This is a genomic window from Nocardia sp. NPDC051990 (assembly GCF_040680755.1).
GTDB lineage: Bacteria > Actinomycetota > Actinomycetes > Mycobacteriales > Mycobacteriaceae > Nocardia.
Genome location: NZ_JBFAXH010000038.1, coordinates 1 through 4,328, shown reverse-complemented (window position 1 = coordinate 4,328; position 4,328 = coordinate 1). Strand labels below are relative to the sequence as shown.

At 64.4% G+C, this 4,328-nt stretch carries 5 protein-coding genes and 1 pseudogene; 2 read left to right on the top strand and 4 right to left on the bottom strand.

The window, feature by feature from the left end; genetic code table 11:
* A pseudogene (locus tag AB0L63_RS32670) lies at positions 1–210 on the top strand (cytochrome ubiquinol oxidase subunit I); the annotation flags it as partial.
* A 7-nt stretch (positions 211–217) separates the two neighbouring features.
* Here the strand turns inward: AB0L63_RS32670 and AB0L63_RS32665 are convergent.
* Together AB0L63_RS32665 and AB0L63_RS32660 are read right to left on the bottom strand one after the other, a co-directional pair.
* Complete coding sequence (locus tag AB0L63_RS32665; protein WP_364509000.1) at positions 218–634, bottom strand: hypothetical protein; 417 nt, start codon at positions 632–634, stop codon at positions 218–220.
* Between the two features lie 79 nt (positions 635–713).
* A complete protein-coding gene (locus AB0L63_RS32660) occupies positions 714–1,862 on the bottom strand; it encodes an alpha-hydroxy-acid oxidizing protein (RefSeq protein ID WP_364508998.1) in 1,149 nt (382 codons plus the stop codon).
* A 161-nt stretch (positions 1,863–2,023) separates the two neighbouring features.
* Here AB0L63_RS32660 and AB0L63_RS32655 point away from each other — a divergent pair, with 161 nt between their 5' ends.
* On the top strand, positions 2,024–2,224 hold the full coding sequence (locus AB0L63_RS32655) for a hypothetical protein (protein ID WP_364508997.1): 201 nt from the start codon (positions 2,024–2,026) through the stop codon (positions 2,222–2,224).
* Positions 2,225–2,472: 248 nt separating this feature from the next.
* Here the strand turns inward: AB0L63_RS32655 and AB0L63_RS32650 are convergent, their stop codons facing one another.
* Positions 2,473–3,297 (bottom strand): amidohydrolase family protein, encoded by an 825-nt coding sequence (locus tag AB0L63_RS32650; RefSeq protein ID WP_364508996.1) that lies wholly within the window; start codon positions 3,295–3,297, stop codon positions 2,473–2,475.
* Positions 3,298–3,316: 19 nt separating this feature from the next.
* Positions 3,317–4,108 (bottom strand): 3-oxo-5-alpha-steroid 4-dehydrogenase, encoded by a 792-nt coding sequence (locus tag AB0L63_RS32645; RefSeq protein ID WP_364508995.1) that lies wholly within the window; start codon positions 4,106–4,108, stop codon positions 3,317–3,319.
* Positions 4,109–4,328 lie beyond the last annotated feature (220 nt).

Sequence of the window (4,328 nt, the reverse complement as noted above, 5' to 3'; positions counted from 1 at the left end):
TCGCTGGAGTGGGCCACCACCTGCCCGCCGCCGCGGCACAACTTCTACGAGCTGCCGCGCATCCGGTCCGAACGACCCGCCTTCGAGCTGCACTATCCGCATATGGTCGACCGCATGCGCGCCGAATTGCACGTCGGTTGGGGCGCGGGCGCCAAACGTGCCGCGGCGGTCGCGGAACGGCAGGCGCAGGCACCCACGTCGGAGTCCTGACGCTGATCTACCGCACCCCGGCGGATACCGTGTCCGGCCGGTTACCTGCCGAACATCGCGGTTGAACAGCGGCGGCGCCGAATAGTGCGACATAAGTGAAGACGTCATCGTGCAGATTGACCAGCGGCACGAACAACAGCGCGGCGAACGGCGTGTAGACGAATTCCCAGACGCCCCGGGTGCGGCTGAGCAGGGGCGTGTCGTAGATGGAAACGCCGTCGACCACCCGCTGCCCGGCGATCTGATAGACGCTCAGATGCATCATCATCTGCATCGCTTCGCGGACCTGGTGGATGTAGTACACACCGGCGACGATCCCGAGGACCGAGATCACCCAGAACGCGGCGGTGGGGATGGCGCGGCGTTCGGGCTCGGTCGGTGCCACGGACAGCGCCGCCGCATTCTCGATCGTCGATACCGGCACGCTCATCTCCCAGCGATCGGGGTCCGGACTCGCCGCCCCACCGTAGTGGCATCGCGCGTGCGGCGCACGCCGCCCCGATTCAGCGCCGCGGCCGGATATTCGCCCGTACCGCGGCGATATCCGGATAGCCGTTCACCGCCATGAGCAGATCGGCTTCCGCCAGAATCATCCGCAGCACGTGCACCAGACCCGAAACCCCGCCCAGCGCAAGGCCGTACACATAGGGACGGCCGATGCCGACCATCGTCGCACCCAAGCCGAGCGCCTTGATCACATCGGTGCCCGAGCGCACACCGGAATCGAACAACACCGGCACCCGGTCGGCGACGGCTTCGACCACCTCGGGCAGCGTCTCCAATGCGCTCAGCCCGCCATTGGCTTGGCGCCCACCGTGATTCGAGCAGAAAATGCCGTCCACTCCGGCATCGATCGCGCGGCGCGCGTCGTCGGGATGGGAAATGCCCTTGAGGATGATCGGCAGTTCGGTCAGGGATCGAAGCCATTCGAGATCGTCCCAGGTGAGCGGATTTCCGAAGGTTTGCACCCAGTGCAGCACGATGGACCGCGGATCGTCCGAGCCGACCATTTGCTGGAAAACAGGATCGGAGGTGTAGTTCTTCAACACATGCCCGCGCAACTGCGGGAAGTTCCCGGTCGACAGATCTTGCGGCCGCCAGCCCGGAATCCAGGTGTCCAAAGTGACCGTGATGCCGCGATATCCGGCGGCCTCGGCTCGGCTCACCAGACTCGCGGCGAGGTCGCGATTCTTGGGTGTGTACAGCTGGAAGAAGCTCGGCGTCGCACCCGCGTGGCCGATGACTTCCTCCAGCGGATCCGCCATGAGCGTCGAGAAGACCGCGGGCACACCGGATTTCGCCGCTGCCTCGGCGACCGCGATATCGCCGTGCCGATCGCCGACCAACCCGATCACGCCGACCGGGGACATAAAGATCGGGCTGGGGAAGGTGAGTCCCCAAGCCTGGACCGATAGATCGCGCTGGGTCGCACCGACGAGCATCCGTGGGACCACACCCCAGTCCTCGAAGGCCTCGACATTGCGCCGCTGGGTCAGTTCGTCACCGGCTCCGCCCGCGATATAGGAGTACAGCGAGGTGGGCAGTGCGGCCGTGGCCTTCGCCTCGAGGGTCGCATAATCCATCGGGAACTCCGGCGCATTTCCGCTGAGAGCCGCGAAGTAGATCTCGTTCTGATAGTCCGCGAACGCCACTGTTCCGCCCTTCGGTGGGGGTCGATCGGAGGGTTAACCTCCGCCTGCCGGAATATTAGAACCTGCGCATCGAGGTCCGACGGCTATACCTGCCGTAGCGCGAGTAACCCGCTGGAGCGCCGGGTAATCCGGAAAGCTGCTGACAGATTGTGAGAACCGCCGTGAATCTCGAGTACCTCGATAGTCCCCATGACCACGACCTGCTGCTGGCCAGTCAGATCAACAGCCGTCCGCTACGCCGCTTGGTGCAACTGGCGCTCGGCCTGTCCACCGAGTCCATGGACCTGCTCACGGCACTCACCGACCGATTACGAACCGCGGAAGGCGCGCTGGCCGATCCGGCGACCAGCGGCGAGTTCTAGACCGGCACCGCCTCGATACGGACTCGATGGCGCACCGCGCAATAATCTCACGATGAATCCAGCACTTGGTGCTGAGCGTGAAGCGCGGTTCGGTTCGCCTGCGCACCTTCAACTTCCGGTACACCCGTAACCACACCGGCGCCGTGTCTATACGCATCGCCGAGCCGAACCATATGAAATCGCGTCGATTCGGCAGCAGGCGCTATAGCTTGTGCGGCAGAGCGATTGGATATCCGACAGCCACCGTACTAGTCGGGGGTGGGGAGGCCGAAGACGCGGGTGGCGTTGCCGGAGAGGAAGAGGGTGCGGCATTCGTCGTCCAGGGCGAGGTCGTCGAGGCCCGCCAGGGCGTGTTGGGGCGGGATCATCGGGTAGTTGGTGCCGAAGAGGACTTTGCCGCGGCCGTGGGACTTCAGGTACGCAACCAGCTCCGGTGGGTACCTGCGCACCGTGTAGGCCGAGGTGTCGATGTAGACATTCGGGTATTTCGTTGCCATCGCGATCATTTCGGTGGTCCAGGGATAGCCGATATGTCCGCCCACGATGACCAGTTCCGGGAATTCCAGCGCGACGTCGTCGAGATAGGGAATCGGGCGGCCGGTTTCGGAGGTGCGCAGCGGGCCGGTGTGCCCGACCTGCGTACAGAACGGGATGCCCAGGTCGACGCATTCGGCGTAGAGCGGATAGTAGCGCCGGTCGTTCGGCGGCAGACCCCACAGCCACGGCACGATCCGCAGCGCCTTCATCCCCAACTCGTTGACCGCACGTCGGAGTTCGCGCACCGCGCCCATCGGCTTGCGCAGATCCACCGATGCGACGCCGACCAGGCGACCACCGGATTCGGCCACGAATCCGGCCACCTCGTCATTGGAGATCAGCGCGCCCTCCGGTCCATACCAGGCGCTGATCAACGCGGTATCGACACCGCCCGCGTCCATGGCGGCGAGCGTCGTGGAGACCGGCGGCGGCTGGTCCGGGATGGTGTCGCCGGTCCATCGGCGCAGCGAGTCCAGCATTTCGTGTTGCAGCAGCCGTGCCGTCGGATGCTGGGCCCACGCATCGATGATCGTCATCACGTCACTGTATGACGCCTCAGATAATGAAGGGAATCAATGCCTTTCGATCGGCCGGATAATCGGCGAACTTCTCGCGGTACCACTTGTGTGTCGCGAAGGCGCGTGGCACCAGGTTCCCCGCGGTGATCAGGAAGATCACCACACCCGCCAGGGACCAGGTGAGCAGGGCGAACCCGGCCCAGGCGATCAGCTCGCCGAGATAGGCGGGGCTGGTGACGAAACGGAAGCCCGCACCGTACGGAATCCGGTATTCGGCCGCACCCGGATTGTCCTTATCGCGTAGATTGCGCACGATCGATTCGGAGCGGACCAGCAGCGCGAAGCCGCCGAGGTAGCCGACCAGACCGATCAGGAAGCGCGGATCGATCAGCCAGTCGGTACCGTATTGGTGCAGGTAGTCGTGGCTGAAGAGGGCGCCGTTGAGGTAGCCGTGCAGAGCGGTGACGAACATGCCCGCGGCGATCACCGAGATATTGAAGCTGCTGCGTTTGCCGGGCACCTGGCGGATCGACAGTGGGAAGAACCAGCCGCGGTTGCCGTAGTGCAGCACCCAGATCGCGGCGAGCACCAACGCGGTCGGCTCGAACCGGTTCGGACCGGTCAGATAGAACACCGCGAAGACCACCGTCGCCGGGATCTCCATCAACCACCAGCCGAGCTTCGGGTTCAGGTTGAAGCCGATCTTGGTGGCGCCGAACCGACCGTAGGGACTCTGCGCGAAGAGGCCGCCGATCAGTACGAATGCCGCGAAGGCGAAGCCGATCGTCAGCACGGTGTCATAGGCGGTGTTGCCGGTATACCAGTCCATAGGAGTCCTTGTCGAGCTGGGCGCCGAGCAGTTCTCACCGAACTCCCGGCGCCGAAATTAGAACATGTTCTACCATGTGACGCAGCAACTAGGAGGAATCTCAATGACGATGTCAAGCTGCGACTGGGGCTCCGGTGACGCTCGGGGGCTTGGTGTCGAAGGGCCGGTTGTCGTGCAGCAGTGCCCACAGCACGTCGACCAATCGCCGGGCCAACGCTAG